This window comes from uncultured Paraglaciecola sp., assembly GCF_963977085.1.
Classification (GTDB): domain Bacteria; phylum Pseudomonadota; class Gammaproteobacteria; order Enterobacterales; family Alteromonadaceae; genus Paraglaciecola.
On the sequence record NZ_CAXBNC010000001.1, the window covers coordinates 481765 to 497261 of the forward strand.

The 15497-nt window shown below is 41.1% G+C and carries 15 protein-coding genes; 8 read left to right on the forward strand and 7 right to left on the reverse strand.

Annotated elements, in window-relative coordinates:
• Positions 1-65: 65 nt before the first annotated feature.
• The 5 genes from AAC000_RS02040 to cyaY all read right to left on the reverse strand — a co-directional run bounded on the left by AAC000_RS02040 (position 66) and on the right by cyaY (position 5229).
• The gene (locus AAC000_RS02040; RefSeq protein ID WP_339719643.1) at positions 66-3065 is read right to left on the reverse strand and encodes a TonB-dependent receptor; all 3000 of its coding nucleotides are present in this window, start codon (positions 3063-3065) and stop codon (positions 66-68) included.
• Positions 3066-3178: 113 nt separating this feature from the next.
• Entirely contained in the window at positions 3179-3556 is a 378-nt protein-coding gene (locus tag AAC000_RS02045) for a DUF4880 domain-containing protein (RefSeq protein WP_339719645.1), read from the reverse strand.
• Positions 3553-4140 (reverse strand): sigma-70 family RNA polymerase sigma factor, encoded by a 588-nt coding sequence (locus AAC000_RS02050; RefSeq protein ID WP_339719646.1) that lies wholly within the window; start codon positions 4138-4140, stop codon positions 3553-3555. Before AAC000_RS02050 ends, AAC000_RS02045 begins: the two co-directional genes overlap by 4 nt.
• An 81-nt stretch (positions 4141-4221) precedes the next feature.
• Positions 4222-4893 carry an alpha/beta fold hydrolase gene (locus AAC000_RS02055; protein ID WP_339719648.1) on the reverse strand — a complete coding sequence of 224 codons (672 nt, stop codon included), beginning with the start codon at positions 4891-4893 and terminating at the stop codon, positions 4222-4224.
• Between the two features lie 18 nt (positions 4894-4911).
• Positions 4912-5229, reverse strand: a complete 318-nt coding sequence (gene cyaY, locus AAC000_RS02060; protein WP_339719650.1) for an iron donor protein CyaY — start codon at positions 5227-5229, stop codon at positions 4912-4914.
• Between the two features lie 145 nt (positions 5230-5374).
• Here cyaY and gmk point away from each other — a divergent pair, with 145 nt between their 5' ends.
• The 6 genes from gmk (at position 5375) to AAC000_RS02090 (ending at position 10515) form a co-directional block, all read left to right on the forward strand.
• On the forward strand, positions 5375-6019 hold the full coding sequence (gmk, locus tag AAC000_RS02065; RefSeq protein WP_339719652.1) for a guanylate kinase: 645 nt from the start codon (positions 5375-5377) through the stop codon (positions 6017-6019).
• 83 nt (positions 6020-6102) lie between these two features.
• A complete protein-coding gene (gene rpoZ / locus AAC000_RS02070; protein WP_339719654.1) occupies positions 6103-6375 on the forward strand; it encodes a DNA-directed RNA polymerase subunit omega in 273 nt (90 codons plus the stop codon).
• A gap of 107 nt (positions 6376-6482) precedes the next feature.
• Complete coding sequence (gene spoT / locus AAC000_RS02075) at positions 6483-8597, forward strand: bifunctional GTP diphosphokinase/guanosine-3',5'-bis pyrophosphate 3'-pyrophosphohydrolase (RefSeq protein ID WP_339719656.1); 2115 nt, start codon at positions 6483-6485, stop codon at positions 8595-8597.
• A gap of 48 nt (positions 8598-8645) precedes the next feature.
• Positions 8646-9035 (forward strand): RidA family protein, encoded by a 390-nt coding sequence (locus AAC000_RS02080; RefSeq protein ID WP_339719657.1) that lies wholly within the window; start codon positions 8646-8648, stop codon positions 9033-9035.
• Positions 9036-9062: 27 nt separating this feature from the next.
• A complete protein-coding gene (trmH, locus tag AAC000_RS02085; protein ID WP_339719822.1) occupies positions 9063-9749 on the forward strand; it encodes a tRNA (guanosine(18)-2'-O)-methyltransferase TrmH in 687 nt (228 codons plus the stop codon).
• 127 nt (positions 9750-9876) lie between these two features.
• Positions 9877-10515 (forward strand): peroxiredoxin-like family protein, encoded by a 639-nt coding sequence (locus AAC000_RS02090; protein WP_339719658.1) that lies wholly within the window; start codon positions 9877-9879, stop codon positions 10513-10515.
• 51 nt (positions 10516-10566) lie between these two features.
• Here the strand turns inward: AAC000_RS02090 and AAC000_RS02095 are convergent, their stop codons facing one another.
• Together AAC000_RS02095 and AAC000_RS02100 are read right to left on the reverse strand one after the other, a co-directional pair.
• Positions 10567-11598 carry a GGDEF domain-containing protein gene (locus AAC000_RS02095; protein ID WP_339719660.1) on the reverse strand — a complete coding sequence of 344 codons (1032 nt, stop codon included), beginning with the start codon at positions 11596-11598 and terminating at the stop codon, positions 10567-10569.
• Positions 11599-11878: 280 nt separating this feature from the next.
• The gene (locus tag AAC000_RS02100; protein WP_339719661.1) at positions 11879-12352 is read right to left on the reverse strand and encodes a nuclear transport factor 2 family protein; all 474 of its coding nucleotides are present in this window, start codon (positions 12350-12352) and stop codon (positions 11879-11881) included.
• A 215-nt stretch (positions 12353-12567) separates the two neighbouring features.
• Between AAC000_RS02100 and recG the strand changes: the two genes are divergently transcribed.
• Positions 12568-14643, forward strand: a complete 2076-nt coding sequence (recG, locus tag AAC000_RS02105; protein ID WP_339719663.1) for an ATP-dependent DNA helicase RecG — start codon at positions 12568-12570, stop codon at positions 14641-14643.
• 52 nt (positions 14644-14695) lie between these two features.
• Positions 14696-15472 (forward strand): class I SAM-dependent methyltransferase, encoded by a 777-nt coding sequence (locus AAC000_RS02110; protein WP_339719824.1) that lies wholly within the window; start codon positions 14696-14698, stop codon positions 15470-15472.
• Positions 15473-15497 lie beyond the last annotated feature (25 nt).

Genomic DNA, 15497 nt, shown 5'->3' on the forward strand with positions numbered 1-15497 from the left:
TTGTGTTTAAGATTTTAGAGAGGGTCAGATCCTTTAGTAAAATCTGACCCGAAAGAAGATAGACGTTAAAACTTAGTTTTAAAATCCATGTAATAACTGCGGCCATAATCTCGATGGGCATCAGAAAAGAATCCAAAATAACGATCCGCAAGCGGTGCTCTTTCATCGGTTAAATTGCGAACACCAAAGCGCAAACGAGTACTGATCTCATTCACATCGAAGTTGTAGTCAAAGGTGGCGTTCAATGTTGTCATCGAAGGGATAACATAACGCGTTCCATCCGCAAGCGTTAACGAACTTTGATAAAAGCTACCTATTCTATTACCACTTAAAGAAGCAGCAAGGTTACCTTTACGCCATGAAACACGCATAGATTGGCGTTTTTCTTGATTACCATCTTGACCGATTAAGTCAGCAAAACCAGCAATAGGAATATCTGCTGGCAACACCCCAGACTCTTGTGCAGTTACAAGTAACGCCGCCTGGCCACCAGCAACTTGTTCAAACTCTTCAATGAACGAGCCATTGTAACTAAACTTAAATTTACCTATTTCAGTTTTGATATCGTAATAAATACCAAGATCATAACCGGCTAAATTGCGATCATCTAGATTGGCGTATTGGTCATCAATAAATTGAATGTCTCCTCCCGCACAAATTCCAGCCGCTTCATATATGCTGGTTTGATCATCATCTGGCGCTTGCCGGGTAACCGCAGGATTAAACTGCGATGTACCACAATTATTCAATCCATTCTCGATCCGTAACAATAGATCCAATACTGTATGATTCTCTTCTCCAAATAAACCTATGGTGTGTTCTTTTTCAATGGACCAATAATCGAAGGTAATAGTAAGTTCATCCGTGGGTGTAAGCACAATCCCCAACGAAGTGTTAGTAGACTCTTCAGGTTGCAAAAAATCACTGCCTTGGGCAATACGTTGTACTGAATTAGTACAGTCAAGGGTATCTTGGTCTGGATCGCCACCATAAGCCGCAGCGTATGCACAGGCATAATCCGTTCTTGTATTATTACGGGCGACAATACTTTCATTGATGGTCACCAGATTAGGTGCCCTAAACGCCTCTGACCAAGAACCACGTACTAACAACATATCTAATGGACGCCAGCCAAAAGCCACTTTACCAACTGTAGTGTTACCAACATCCGAAAAATCTTCGTAGCGTAATGCCACTTGAGCATTCAAATTTTCCAGAATAGGCACTTGAAACTCGGCAAATAATGACGCAACGTCACGCTCTCCACTGCTATCAGGTGTAGGACTGGAATTAACAACATCTGATACAAAGGGATAGGTATCACCTTCGTAATCGGTGAAAGTAATAGTGCCATCTAATCTATCATCGCGGTCATCAATAAAAGATTCTTCACGGTATTCAAGCCCAATGACAAAACCTACGGGCCCAGCGGGTAACCTAAAAACTTCTGAATTCGCAAATTTAGCATCAAAAGTTGTTAATTCTGTTTCGTTAAGCCTCACAACGTCTATCAGTGCCCGCTCAATATTCGAATCCAGACCACCACTAAAGGGATTATAGGCTGCAGCTGTAGAGTCAAATAATGCTGCTGCTATGAGGTTATTCGAGACTCTATTATGAGTTATATCTTCTTTGGTTGCTTTGGAATGCGAAAATGCTGTTTCCCAATCCCACTCACCCATTTCTCCTCTAAAACCTTGCAAGAAACGATAAGTATCACCGTCGTTATCAACCGTTCGCGGTAATTCCGCAAATCGATAATTATCTATGGTCAATTCTAAACCACTACAGGGCACATCAGGGATTAACTCATCAGAGAGTCTATTGGGTGAGCCACAAGGGCCAAATGGATTGTAGTAATTTTCTGCGCCTACCCTCAGTTTTGAGGTAGAAAACGGTGCAGTTGCATGACGACGTAAATTGGTCTCTGATTTGTAATAGGACAACTCAGTAAATGCCTCAACACCATTCTCGAACTCATGATTAATGAACATAAAAAAGTTCAAACGCGATAGCTCTGAACTGAGATCTCTATCTGCATTAAGGTTTAATCGATAGGTACCTTGACCATCTTTACCACCACAGGTGGTCGCATTTATCACGTATTGGCACCTGTCATCACCAATTGGGAAGGTTTCAAATTCACCGCTACTATCAGTGAACATGTCTGTTAATCCTGCACCGGAAGCACTGCTGACTAAATCAAACTGCCCAAACAAGGAGTTGGCTGTATCATTGCGAAAAGAAGTATCACCAAACCAAGGTGAATCTTCAGGCACACGCGAGCGAAAATCAGAATCTGCCCAACGTTCATCATCTTGAGAGTTAACTCTGTCGCGAGCGAAATAATTAATAAAAGTGCTAACATTCGTTCGACCGTCATTAAAATCTTTACCCCATTCAAGGGTCAGAGTTTGTTCGTCTCGAGGTAGATGTTCATATTCTGCCCATCTTCCTGACAAGGTAAAGCCAACAAAATCAGATTTTACAACATGGTTTACCACGCCTGCTACAGCATCGGCGCCGTAAATAGCCGATGCACCATCTCGTAGCACCTCCACCCGATCTAAACCAACAACAGGAATTGTATTGACATTTACTGAACTGACCGGAACAAAACTGCCCCCCACTTCTTCAGTTTGATACGACGCTGAGTTAACCATTCTGCGGCCGTTGAGCAACACTAGCGTGTTGCCTGTGCCCAAATTACGCAGATTGTAGGTGCCTACATCACCGCGAGCGGCATTCACCCCTCCACCGATATTTTCAGCCTCACTAAAAAAATTTTGTCCATTTTCAGGGATAAGCTGCAAAAGATCATCGATAGAATCGATACCCAAAGTCCCTATGGCGTCGGCGCCAATAACCGAAACGGCCAGGGCCTCGGCTACTTGCCCCCCCTTAATATGAGATCCCACAACCTGAATTTTTTCTACGGCTTTTTCATCATCATTAGTGTTGGCCTCTTGGGCAAAGGTCGACAATGAAAAAAGAGATGCGATGCTGAGTGAAAGTAGTTTAGGGGTAAATCGATGGGTTTTATTTTGACTAAAATAATGTGTCATATGTTTGCCTCTATGTGTGAGTTTTTATTCTTTTCAATACAAACGCACCAAGAGTCAAAAACCCTTACCTTTATTTTACAAAAAATTTACAAATAGCAGAAACTACCGTTTTTTTAAACAAATTGTTGAATAAGAGGCATGCTTAATCCAACAAAAATTAGCCCTAGAGCTAATGAATATGCCCAAGCAGGGCTGCTTGATGGTGGCAAGGTTTCGGGTTCAGAGTCGTGTTTAGATAACTGATTTGGAAAAGATAATACTTGGGATTTTTCAACCAAGTGTTCCATGCTTTTTAAACATGAACTTTTAGCCCACATCTCTGAAAGCTCTAAATAAGCATGTTGATGAGCGGGTTGGGCTTGTAACCACTCATAAAAAGCTATTTGTCCTTTTTCATCCAAGGTGTTTGAATCGAGCAGAGCTATCCAGTTAGCGGCATCTTCAAGCACACCTTCTGATACTTCATAGCCTGACCACTCTTCGATATTCAAAGTGAATTCGCTCGCAATTGTTTATTGTCAGCTTGTTTAGCTTTACGCACGTACTCTCTACACAAAGTCAGTCCCTTAGCGAGATGACTTTCAACTGTTTTTGTAGAAATTCCCAACATAGCAGCTATATCAGCATGACTTTTAGAATGTAATTTTCGTTGTACAAAAACTTGTCTACAAATAGGTGGAAGCTGATTAATAGCACTAAGTATCAAGGCTTCTTGATCTTGTTTTATTAATTCATACTCTGAACCCTGGGTTTGTAGCGCCTCGCTGTCAAGCAAAGCGCTACCACTTTTTTGTATATGTAAATTGACGACTTTTTGATGTCGTAAATTGCTAATGGCGAGATTTTTTGCAATAGAGTAGAGCATAGGCAGTAACGACATTAATTGCTCTAAGGGGCGCTCTTGATTGGGGTTTTTACTCACAAGTAAATAAATTTTCAAATACGCTTCTTGCAAAATTTCTTCTGCTTCACCCATGCTCACCATATTGACTAATACTGCCAACTGTTGCGGCTTGGTGCGAGCAATGAATTCTTGCATCGCTGCTTCAAAGTTAACTAATTGACTCTTATCCAAAAATATCTGCCTTCACAGTATTACTGTGGTTTCAAAGCGTTGCCAGTGACATCAAAAAAGTATAGAACACGCCTTAGTAAGCTAACACAATTTTTCTTGTAACCAGCTTGAAATATCATTTAGCTGCTGCATACAGACGTTATGCTGCATGGCGTATTCATGCCATGTGACAGGGTAACCGTTACTTTCTAACACTTTAAAAGCAGCCTGCCCCATAAAAATAGGCACTACATCATCATAGGTACCATGGGCCACAAAAATCGGTGTGTTTTTGTTTGCAGCATGGGCTTCTTCTTTAAGCTTTTCTGGCTCGCTCATGTAGCTCGACATAGACATAATGCCGGCCAAGGACTTTTCAAAACGGGTACCAAGGTTTAAGGCAATAACACCACCTTGTGAAAATCCAGCTAACACTATCTTATTAGCGGGGATCCCTTGGGCAATTTCTTTTTCTATTAAATTTGCTACAAAAGCGGAGGACTCTTTTACCCCTTGGCTGTCTGCCCTGTTATTAAAATCTAAGCTACTAATATCGTACCAAGCCCGCATCAGCATACCATTGTTGATCGTCACCGGACGGGTAGGTGCATGGGGAAAAACAAATCGAACACCTAATTCATCAGGTAATTTTAGATCCGGCACTATAGGCGCAAAGCCATTACCAGAATCACCTAAACCATGGAGCCATATAACAGTGGCTTTTGCTTTTACAATGGGATTGACTTCTACATAGGGTAAAGCTTGTTGACTCATTTACATTATCTCGTCGGGTTATTTTTTAAGTTTGACGTCTTGTTCAGCTTGCTTGGAAACCGCGTCATCAAGAAATGACCAAAATTCTACTCCAGTGCGTTCGTCTATCCACAAATCGTCCTGAAAGTTAAAATGATGACCATTAAACTTAGTCGCCACCCAGAGTTGATGTAAGGGAGGCTGTTTATTAATTATGATTTTGGATCCATTTAAGAAAATCATTGTGAGTATGCTACTCGCTGACTCATAATCGATATCGACTTCACACTGGTCGAGCATTTCTTCAATATCGATCAACAAATCATCGGTCATTTGATGATATAAGCTATCATTCATAGTGCTTTCACCTATTTAATTATTGAGAAGTAGTATTTGACGAATGTTTTGTCGGTTATTCACTTCGGCATATTGCGTTCAATAAGAATATGCTAACATTGCTAATCAATTACGACACAATAATTAATCATTAAAAGATAAAAAAATGCCTCAAACCCTTGGAAATTTATTTATTCTAGCGGCACCTTCAGGAGCCGGAAAATCTAGCTTAATCAAAGCGTTATTAGAAAAACATACTGCAACAGATGAGCATAATAATGCTATGCAGGTCTCGGTATCACACACCACTCGAGCACCTCGACCAGGTGAAATCGACGGAGTACATTATCATTTTGTGGATCATGCAGAGTTTGAGTCACTGATCGAGCAACAGGCCTTTTTTGAACATGCCGAGGTTTTTGGCAATTATTATGGCACCTCGAAAATAGTCATAGAGCAAACTCTGCGTCAGGGAATTGATGTGTTTCTCGATATTGATTGGCAAGGGGCACGGCAGGTCAAGGCACAAATTCCCGATACCGCAACCATTTTTGTCGCACCTCCTTCAAAACAAGAGCTAAAACGCCGTTTAACTGAAAGAGGCCAAGACTCTGCTGAAATCATTGAACAACGTATGACTAAAGCAGTGTCTGAAATATCTCATTATCATGAATTCGATTTTGTTGTGGTAAATGATAATTTTTCTGCTGCATTGTCTGAGCTAGATGCGATAGTAACCACTCGCAGACTTCGTAAAGAAAAACAAATTATTCGCCACCAGCAGTTATTTGACAATTTATTAGGATCATAATTGATCAAATAGCTTTTAAACTTGCATTTTAATCAGTACACTATGCGACCTTTTTTTCATATTACCACCCGACGGAGATCATCATGGCCCGCGTAACAGTTGAAGATGCTGTAGATAAAATTGGCAACCGATTTGATTTGGTTTTAGTGGCTGCTCGTCGTGCTCGCCAAATTGCTATTGAAGGCAAAGACCCCTTAGTAGAACGTGGCACAGATAAGCCTACCGTAATTGCTTTACGTGAAATAGAGCTAGGTTTAGTGACTGCAGATACGCTAGAAGCAGAAAATATTCGTGATCAAGAAGCCCAAGATCAAGCGGAATTTACGTCTGTTGCAAACATACTGCAAGAGCAATAAATTTCTCTTTTTACAGCGGCTTTACATCAAACTGATGTTTAGCCGTTGGCATCCCACCAAATTCCCCGTATTCTTAATCAATATTAACCATTGTATAAGCGTTTAGAGTGTATCTTTTTGAGGGTTTAAAACAGAAACTTGAAGCCTATCTGCCACCCGACAGGGTTGCGGAAATTCAGCGAGCCTTCATTGTAGCCAGAGAGGCTCACAGCGGACAGATGCGTTCCAGTGGTGATCCCTACATTACTCACCCTGTGGCCGTAGCCGGTATTTTGGCCGACATGTGTTTAGATCATGAAACTATTATGGCCGCCTTATTACATGATGTCATTGAAGATACTCATCACAATAAAGAAGACTTAAGTACACAGTTTGGCGAAACTGTAGGTGAATTGGTCGAAGGCGTCAGTAAACTAGAAAAAATTCACTTCAGCAGCACCCAAGAAGCACAAGCAGAAAATTTTAGAAAGATGATGATGGCAATGGTCCAAGATATCCGTGTCATTTTAATCAAATTAGCTGATCGTACTCACAATATGCGTACATTAGGTTCGCTGCGCCCAGATAAACGTCGCCGTATTGCCCGCGAAACATTAGAAATTTATTCGCCCATTGCCCATCGTCTGGGTATTCATGACATAAAAAATGAGTTAGAAGACTTAGGTTTTATGGCAATGTATCCCATGCGCCATCGAGCACTAAAATCTGCGGTTAAGCAAGCCCGAGGCAATCGCAAAGAAGTCATAGAAAATACGCGTAAAGAAGTGGAGTCTCGCCTCAAGTCAGTGACAATTAACGCTGTAGTATCGGGTCGCGAAAAACATCTTTATTCTATTTATCGCAAAATGAAAAACAAAGAACTGATGTTCAACGAAGTCATGGATATCTACGCATTTAGAGTAGTAGTAGATTCGGTTGACCACTGTTATCGCGCATTAGGTGCGATGCATGGATTATACAAACCTATCGAAAGCCGTTTCAAAGATTATATCGCTATTCCTCGAACCAATGGCTACCAGTCACTACATACCTCTCTTATTGGTCCTCATGGTATTCCGGTAGAAATTCAAATACGCACCAATGACATGGATCAAATGGCAGACAAAGGTGTGGCGGCCCATTGGGTTTATAAAGATACCAAAGACAGTAACGATACCACTGCCCAAGTGCGCGCGCGAAAATGGATGCAATCTTTAATTGAGCTGCAACAAAGTGCCAGTACTTCTTTTGAATTTATAGAAAACGTGAAAACAGATTTATTTCCAGACGAAATTTATGTGTTTACCCCTGACGGCAGGATCATTGAGTTACCTCTTGGCGCTACTGCAGTCGATTTTGCTTATGCCGTACATACTGATGTGGGTAATTCTTGTGTTGGGGTAAAAGTAGAGAGACGTGCTTTTTCACTGAGTAAACCTCTAGAAAATGGGCAAACTGTGGAGATAATTACCTCACCCCGAGCAAAACCTAACGCTAACTGGCTAAACTTTGTGGTCAGTGCCAAAGCAAGATCTCGTATCCGCCACTATTTGAAAAATCAAAGATCTGAAGAAGCAGTAGTGATGGGTAATCGATTACTCAGACACGCCTTGGGCAAAGTAAAACTAGATAAACTGCCTCAAGCAGATATTGACCGCGTAGTGCTCGAAACCAAACACGACAGTTTTGCTGAACTGTTAGCGGATATTGGTTTGGGCAATGAATTGAGTGCAATAGTCGCGCGGCGCTTATTAGGTGAAAACACTAAGCTTTCTGATAAGCAAAATAAAGTCGCCATTCGTGGTACCGAAGGGTTATTAGTCTCCTACTCTAGATGTTGCCACCCCATTCCAGATGATGAAATTGTTGCTGTATTAAGTCCTGGTAAAGGTATGACTATTCACCAAACTGGTTGCAGTAATATTCGTAAACTCAGTAAAGAAGAACCTCACCGAGTATTAGTTATGCAGTGGGGAGATGATGTACATGGCAATTTTCACGCAGCCTTGCGTATAGAGTTAATTAATAATCAAGGCACCTTAGCTTCATTGACCAACAGAGTTGCCAGTTGTGGTTCCAACATTGTTGGGCTTCAAACCGAAGAAAAAGAAAGTAATATTTATTATATTGATATTGAACTAACCATTAAAAATCGTCTGCAATTGGCGAACGTCATGCGTAAAATTCGCACTATGCCTGAGGTCCAAAGGGTATCTAGACATAGTCAAGCCAAACAGAATTAGGCATCCCTAATTCACTTATCCCATTATAAATAGAAGAAGGTCATTATTATGTCTAAGTCCGTTATCCATACCGACAAGGCTCCAAAAGCGATTGGCACTTATAGCCAAGCAATCAAGAGTGGTACAACAGTCTATCTTTCAGGGCAAATTCCTTTGGTACCTGAAACCATGGAAGTGATATCTGAAGATTTTGCTGAACAAGCTCATCAAGTATTCAAAAATGTACAGGCCGTTTGTGAAGCGGTAGAAGACGGCTCTTTAAATCATTTAGTCAAAGTGAATATTTTCCTAACGGATTTGTCCAACTTTGCAGTAGTGAATGAAATTATGAGCCAATATTTTAAACAACCCTACCCTGCTCGCGCTGCAGTGCAAATCAGCGCTTTACCCAAAGGTGTTCAAATTGAAATAGACGGCGTCATGGAGCTTCCTGAATAGGGCGCTATTATGCCTGCAGAGATCTTTATGCCTGCCGAACGTTATGCTCGGATTAGGCAGTTTCTTCGTTTACGTCAACCTAGCTTAACTTTATGTTTAGAACAATTAAATAAGCCTCACAATGTCTCTGCAATTGTGCGTAGCTGCGATGCTGTTGGCGTGTTTGAAGTACACGCAGTGTGGGATGAGAAACCACAATTTCGGAAAGGTACTGCTATGGGCAGTGAAAACTGGGTATATACCAAAGAACACTCCTGCATCGAAGCGGCGGTAAGCCATTTAAAAACTAAAAACATGCAGGTGCTGGTCACTAATTTATCAGACAAAGCAGTGGATTTTCGTGAGATTGACTATACCCAACCCACTGCGATTATTCTGGGGCAAGAAAAACATGGGGCCACTCCCAAAGCCGTAAAGTCTGCAGATCAAGACATCATTATTCCTATGGTTGGCATGGTGCAATCCCTGAATGTATCAGTAGCTGCAGCGCTTATTTTGTATGAAGCCCAAAGACAGAGGCAATTAGCGGGTATGTACGATACGCAACAACTGTCTGAACAAGCCTGTCAAAAATTACTGTTTGAAAGTGGTTTCCCTAAACTACGGGCATTATGTGACCGTAAATGTTTACCTTATCCCTATATCAATGAAAATGGGTATATTGAAGCAGATGAAAGTTGGTGGTTACAAATGCAGCGTTCAAAACCACCATAGATTTTTCGAGCAATGAATCACAGATCACTAGGAAAACTCTGGCAAAGTTAATTATTAAAACCAAAGTGAAAGTATTTCAGTTGTGACTGGGTCAACCCACTTGAATCACCTATATATTGAGAGACTTATGAAACAACCATTATTATTCATCATCCTAATCCTCAGCATAGGATTATATTCAAATACGTCTTACGCATTAGATCGCACACTTATCGCGGATTCAGCTGAAAACGTCACACCATTGTTAATTGGCCAAGCAGCGCCTAATAGTAAACTACAAACAGCAATGGGTGATCCCGTCAGTTTAAAAGCCTTAACCATGCAGAAACCTACAGTATTGATTTTTTATCGCGGTGGATGGTGTCCTTACTGTAATAGCCAATTAGCTGGTTTAAAAGATATTGAGGGGCAACTTGACACATTAGGTTATCAAATTTTAGCGATTTCTCCGGAAACACCGGCGCAATTACAACAACAAAAACTACAGACCAAATTTACTGTACGTTTATTGTCTGACCCAGATTTAGAGGCGATCAGTGGGTTTGGCATAGGTTTTTATGTCCCTGATGCAACGCGCACAAAATATAAATCAAATTGGGATATTAGTTTAAACAGTGAAAAAGTCACTGGAAAAGCCGTATTACCAGCACCGGCGGTTTTTATTTTGGATACCACAGGTAAAATTTTATTTAGCTATGTAAATCCTGATATTAAAACTCGTCTATCTCCTGAGTTATTATACCAAGCTGCGAAACTGTCGCTGTAATAGGCTTATACCGAGCCAAACATGATTGGCTCTGTGTAAATCAAAAGGTCTTTAGTTTTGGTCTGTTATCACTATACAATTTCGACCATTACTCTTTGCCATGTATAAACGTTCGTCAGCCTTTTTCATAAGTGAATCTAGGCTGGTTCCATCTATTCCATAGGTGGCTAACCCAGCGCTCATGGTAATTTTGATGCTATGGTTATCCCTGATAAAAGGGTGCTGCGAAAGCTTTTCGCGTATTAAATTAATATGTTGGTAGGCTTCATCTATATCAGAACTTGTCATCAGTAACGAAAACTCTTCACCACCAAACCTTGCTAATAAGTCACTTTCTCTAATATTTTTCTTTAAAAAGTCTGCTACATAACATAAGGCTTTATCACCCATATCATGCCCATATTGGTCATTAATATTTTTAAAAAAATCTAAATCGATCAATACAAAAATAAAATTAATATTGTGGCGTTTACTCAACAACGAATAATGCTCAAAGCCGCCTTCTAACTTCATACGATTCGCTAATCCAGTGAGTTTATCTGTCCCTGCTAACGCCAGTAAACGTTGCTCATTTTTTTCACGATTCAACTCGTAAACATGGGCAATCGCCATGCACATGATTGCACTGAAACAAACATTGATGGAGATAGCTGTGTTCAGAGTGAAGCTATTACTGTCATCGATAAACCTCCAATGATAAACAATAAGACCTAGGACAATAAAAAACACCGAGACCCAAAACCCCTTCTGTCTTCCTAGCAGCAAGTACGACACTAATGGGATAGTTAAAATCCAAACAAACATGGCTTCAGAGGATTGCGGTAGAAACAAGGCATATTGAATCACCAAAAAACACGGAATGATGTAAAACAGCACCCAGGTAGAGAAATGTGGCGTTGTGGGTATGATTCGCCACAGGAAAATAGAATAAAAACAAAAACCTAGCTCAATTGCACTGAGAATATAAATATCACGATAAAAATTTAACACCGAAAATAACAGACCGCCTACACAAGTAAACAACGCTAGGACCCGCATGACATCACGACGATATTGGATATTTTGAACTAGTTGCTCATTCATATAATACTTGTGCTCTGGTCATACTAAGAATCGAATAAAAGTGAAACCATATTTGCCCTGGCATCCCCTGATTAACACGCACAGTATAAAGCCCTAGTTACAGACTAATCTAAAACTTTTTTCTGATAGTCTAAAAGAATATACCTTTAAGCAACTCACGCTCTGCCAAAGTATGACTGCTATAGCGCCTTAAAATTCATTGAGAAATGTGAAGGCTGTCACTAAGTTAGGGTAGCGTTTTGGGATTGATGCATCGCTGGATGCATCTAGTTTAAATTTGTCACTTTTTGCTGGCGAGTTGCTTTATCTGTTGTACCACTTCTTTTGCTAGCTCATTTGGCACCGGAATAGTTAAGTGATATTGACTAATTTGCCAACCTTTATCAGTTAACTCCAACACTCCTGTGCCTCGACATTCACCATAACTTTGACTATCAAGCATCTCATCAAACCAGGCAAAATCACCAGATTTAGCCACTGTCACATGGCGATTTCTAGGAATATAAGTCCAACCTTTTCCTTGTTCAAAATAAGGTTTGGCAAAAGCTTCAAACGCATTTTTGTCCCAACGTTCATTACCGTCTGTACCTATAAAAACGGCAGTGTCTGTTAATAAGTCAAAATATTCTTGATGATTAGCATCACTTGCAGCCTGATGAAAGTTATCTAACACTTTAACGATTTGAGTTTGGTTGGCTTGAACAGGCAATTGTAAAAGCACAACCAATAAGAGACATACCTTGCGTTGTAACATTATTGTGTTCCAAAATATTCCTACTGTTTATTTAGCTTTGCTTACTTTAAGCGCCATTACAACAGCAATTGCTTGATTCGGCTGAGTATTTCTTCGATTATAGGCGCAATTGAATAATCGACTTCAGGAAGCTCTGTGAATATCTCTTGGCAATGCGCCACATGTCCTGACAGAAACGATCAAGGTGACCAAATAATTAAAATGTGTAGAGTGTTATGCAAGGCTTAGCTCAGATGCCAATCACTGAACTAAAAGGTGTAGGCGCCAAAGCGGCTGAAAAACTCGCAAAGTTGGCGATTGTCTCTGTTCAAGACTTATTGTTTCACTTACCTCACAGATATGAAGATCGCACTCGCATTTATCCAATCGCAGATTTACAACCTCACCTACATACCAGTATTCAAGGTGAAGTGACCTCCTGTGACATCCAATTTGGCCGTAAACGAATGTTAGTGGTAAGACTCAGTGATGGAACAGGCACTATCACCTTACGTTTTTTCCATTTCTCTGCGGCACAAAAAAATAATCTTGAAGTAGGCACGACTATTCGCTGCTTTGGTGAAGTACGAGCAGGCAAATATGGTCTTGAAATCATGCACCCCGAATATAAAACCATCCGTTTAGAACAACCTGATAATATGCAGGAATCACTCACTCCTGTTTATCCTGCAACTGAAGGTATTAAACAGATCACTTTGCGAAATTTAACCGAGCAAGGGCTAAAGCTTCTAAACAAAGGGGGCTTAGCTGAACTTTTGCCAGAGGGGTTGTATCAGCAACAAATTAGTTTAGTTGAGGCCTTACATTTAGTGCATCGACCACCACCCGATGTGACCCTGTCGTTATTTGAAGAAGGTAAACACCCAGCTCAACAACGACTAATTATGGAAGAATTACTGGCACATCACTTAAGCGTGTTGAAAGTACGACAACAAAGTCAAAAGCAAGCGACTTTCCCAATCAAACCTAGTGCTAATTTACTCAACCAATTTTTAAATAATTTACCTTTTAAACCCACCAAGGCACAACTGCGCGTGGTAGGGGATATTCAAGATGATATGCAACAAAATAATCCTATGATGCGCTTGGTACAAGGCGATGTAGGATCAGGCAAAACATTAGTGGCCGCTATGGCTGCATTGTCTGCCATAGCAGCAGGTTATCAAGTAGGGCTTATGGCACCTACCGAACTGCTAGCTGAACAACACGCCAATAACTTTCGTCAATGGTTTGAACCCTTAGGTATTGAAGTGGGTTGGTTAGCCGGCAAGTTAAAAGGCAAAGTCAGAGAAAAGGTGTTGACCCAACTTGCCAATAACGAAATCAAAATGCTGATAGGTACCCATGCCATTTTCCAAGAAACCGTTATCTTTTCATCTTTGGCATTGGTCATAGTGGATGAACAACATCGCTTTGGGGTGCATCAACGTTTAGCTTTGCGTGAAAAAGGTGAGTCTCAAGGAGCCTTTCCACACCAGTTAATTATGACGGCCACCCCTATTCCCCGTACTTTGGCTATGACCGCCTATGCAGATTTAGACACTTCTGTGATTGACGAATTACCGCCTGGTAGAACCCCAGTAAAAACCGTTGTATTGCCAGATTCCCGACGAGACGAAGTCATTGCTAGGGTGCGTAACGTCAGTGTAGAGCATGGCAGGCAAACCTATTGGGTTTGTACCTTAATTGACGAATCTGAATTTTTGCAAAGCCAAGCAGCAGAAGATACCGCAATATTATTACGTACTGCACTGCCAGAGCTTAAAGTGGGGATAGTACATGGCAGACTAAAATCTGACGAAAAACAACAGATCATGGCTGACTTTAAAGCCGGCGCAATAGACCTGTTAGTGGCTACCACTGTAATTGAAGTGGGTGTAGATGTACCCAATGCTAGCCTGATGATTATCGAAAACCCAGAGCGTTTAGGATTGGCGCAATTACACCAATTGCGTGGTCGTGTGGGTCGAGGCTCAGTTGAGAGTCATTGCGTTTTAATGTACCAAAGTCCTTTGTCGAAAACCGCTAACAAACGTTTAGCTGTGCTTAGAGAGTCTAACGACGGTTTTTATATTGCTCAGCAAGATCTAGAGATACGTGGCCCAGGCGAGTTATTAGGCACTAAACAAACTGGTTTAGCGGATTTAAAAATCGCAGATCTCATTCGTGATGCCTCATTAATCCCCCAAGTACAAAACATTGCTAATCATTTATGGGAGCAATATCCGACCAATGCACAAGCCATAGTGAATCGTTGGTTAGGTAACAAAGAGCATTTTGGTCATGCATAGTTCGTTTACAACTACTCCCTGTTCAAAAAACGCTGTTAGTGATAATCATAGAATGCCGGATATTCCAGTGACAGTATCCCAAAGCGCTTCGCCTGAATTAATATTACAGGCACAACAAACGGCGGCGAAATGGGGGCTAAGCTATAGTGCGTTTGTCGATTCTGGTTTAGCCTTGATACAGCAACTTTCTCATCTTGAATTACGTCAGTTAAACGAGCCAAAAGTCGGAGCGGTTATAGTAGATTTCACTTCCGATGCCCTGACGTTTAGACGTTTGCATGGGGGTGGTAAAAAAGAGTCCATCGCCAAAGCCATCGGGTTAAAAGGTCACGATAGTTTACATGTATTAGATGCAACGGCGGGACTAGGTCGCGATGCCTTTGTACTCGCCAGCTTAGGATGTGTAGTGGATATGATTGAACGTTCCCCAGTAGTTGCAGCATTACTTCAAGATGGCCTAGACCGGGCTGCGGTTGATCACCAATTGTCTAGCTGGATTCCTGATCGCATGCAGTTATGCCATGGTGTCGCCACTGACCTTTTAAACAACTGGCAAGGTACAACACCAGATGTGGTGTATCTTGATCCAATGTTCCCACACCGTAAAAAAAGTGCGGCGGTCAAAAAAGAAATGCGTATATTCCAGCAATTACTTGGCCCTGATGAAGATGCCGACCTCTTGCTTGAACCTGCGTTATTACTGGCTAAAAAGCGAGTAGTAGTAAAACGCCCGTCAGGCGCGCCATTTTTAGCAGGCAAAAAACCTCAAATTGAAATGTTAGGCAAGGCTAATAGATTTGATGTCTACCTAATTCAAAATGCCAATTAATTTAGGTTTCCAATTCGCTAATCAG

Excerpts from the sequence above, each read along its gene's own strand:
- AAC000_RS02080 (WP_339719657.1), top strand. The coding sequence starts at position 8,646 with ATGTCTAAGTCCGTTATCCATACCGACAAGGCTCCAAAAGCGATTGGC.
- cyaY (WP_339719650.1), bottom strand. The coding sequence starts at position 5,229 with ATGAATGATAGCTTATATCATCAAATGACCGATGATTTGTTGATCGAT.
- AAC000_RS02055 (WP_339719648.1), bottom strand. The coding sequence starts at position 4,893 with ATGAGTCAACAAGCTTTACCCTATGTAGAAGTCAATCCCATTGTAAAA.
- AAC000_RS02110 (WP_339719824.1), top strand. The coding sequence starts at position 14,696 with ATGCCGGATATTCCAGTGACAGTATCCCAAAGCGCTTCGCCTGAATTA.
- recG (WP_339719663.1), top strand. The coding sequence starts at position 12,568 with ATGCAAGGCTTAGCTCAGATGCCAATCACTGAACTAAAAGGTGTAGGC.
- AAC000_RS02090 (WP_339719658.1), top strand. The coding sequence starts at position 9,877 with ATGAAACAACCATTATTATTCATCATCCTAATCCTCAGCATAGGATTA.
- AAC000_RS02100 (WP_339719661.1), bottom strand. The coding sequence starts at position 12,352 with ATGTTACAACGCAAGGTATGTCTCTTATTGGTTGTGCTTTTACAATTG.
- AAC000_RS02040 (WP_339719643.1), bottom strand. The coding sequence starts at position 3,065 with ATGACACATTATTTTAGTCAAAATAAAACCCATCGATTTACCCCTAAA.
- trmH (WP_339719822.1), top strand. The coding sequence starts at position 9,063 with ATGCCTGCCGAACGTTATGCTCGGATTAGGCAGTTTCTTCGTTTACGT.
- gmk (WP_339719652.1), top strand. The coding sequence starts at position 5,375 with ATGCCTCAAACCCTTGGAAATTTATTTATTCTAGCGGCACCTTCAGGA.
- rpoZ (WP_339719654.1), top strand. The coding sequence starts at position 6,103 with ATGGCCCGCGTAACAGTTGAAGATGCTGTAGATAAAATTGGCAACCGA.
- AAC000_RS02095 (WP_339719660.1), bottom strand. The coding sequence starts at position 11,598 with ATGAATGAGCAACTAGTTCAAAATATCCAATATCGTCGTGATGTCATG.